Here is an 832-nt window from a genome sequence, read left to right as displayed (position 1 = left end):
TCCCCGGGCGCGGGCCGCCAGATGCGGGACGGGACGACGAGAGGGCCGCCGGTGACCGGGTCGGGGACGACGACCGCGGGCAGGCCGAAGACCTTCTGGACCAGTTCCGCGGTGACCACTTCGTCCGGCGGGCCCTGGGCGACGATCCGGCCGGCCTTCATGGCGACGAGATGATCAGCGTAACGGGCGGCCTGGTTGAGATCGTGCAGCACGGCGACAACCGTCCGGCCGCGCTCGTGGTTCAGGCGCCGGATCAGGTCCAGCACCTCCACCTGGTGCGCGATGTCCAGGTACGTCGTCGGCTCGTCGAGCAGGAGCAGGTCCGTGTCCTGGGCCAGGGCCATGGCGATCCACACCCGCTGCCGTTGGCCGCCGGACAGCTCGTCCACCGGGCGGTCGGCGAGGTCGGCGGTGTCGGTGTGCTCCAGTGCCTCGGTGACGGCTCTCTCGTCCGCCTGCGACCACTGCTGCCACCACTTCTGGTGCGGCTGCCGCCCGCGCGCGACAAGGTCGGCGACGGTGATGCCGTCGGGTGCGGCCGGCGACTGCGGCAACACACCCAGGGTCCGTGCGATCTGACGGCTGGGCAGGCCCGCGATGTCGGCGCCGTCCAGCAGCACGGCACCCCCGCGCGCCCTGAGCAGCCGGCCCAGCGCACGCAGCACGGTCGACTTGCCGCAGGCGTTCGGGCCGACGACGACCGTTAGCTTGCCGTCGGGTATCTCCAGGGCGAGGCCCTCAACGACGGTTCGGTCCTCGTACGCCAGGATCAGATCCCGCGCCACGAGACGGCTGGTTGAGGTACGGCTCATGACGGATTGCCTCCGGAGCG

1 protein-coding gene is annotated in these 832 nt (G+C 71.6%); it reads right to left on the bottom strand.

Annotated elements, in window-relative coordinates; all coding sequences use genetic code 11:
* On the bottom strand, nucleotides 1–812 hold an 812-nt coding region (locus IE294_RS46935), incomplete at its 3' end, for an ABC transporter ATP-binding protein (RefSeq protein ID WP_189895413.1).
* Nucleotides 813–832: the final 20 nt, after the last annotated feature.

Origin of the sequence: Streptomyces canarius, from assembly GCF_014650735.1 — a bacterium.
In the GTDB taxonomy this organism is placed as follows: domain Bacteria; phylum Actinomycetota; class Actinomycetes; order Streptomycetales; family Streptomycetaceae; genus Streptomyces; species Streptomyces olivaceoviridis.
Note: the sequence above shows the minus strand (reverse complement) of the source record. Positions and strands in the feature narration are given on the sequence as shown.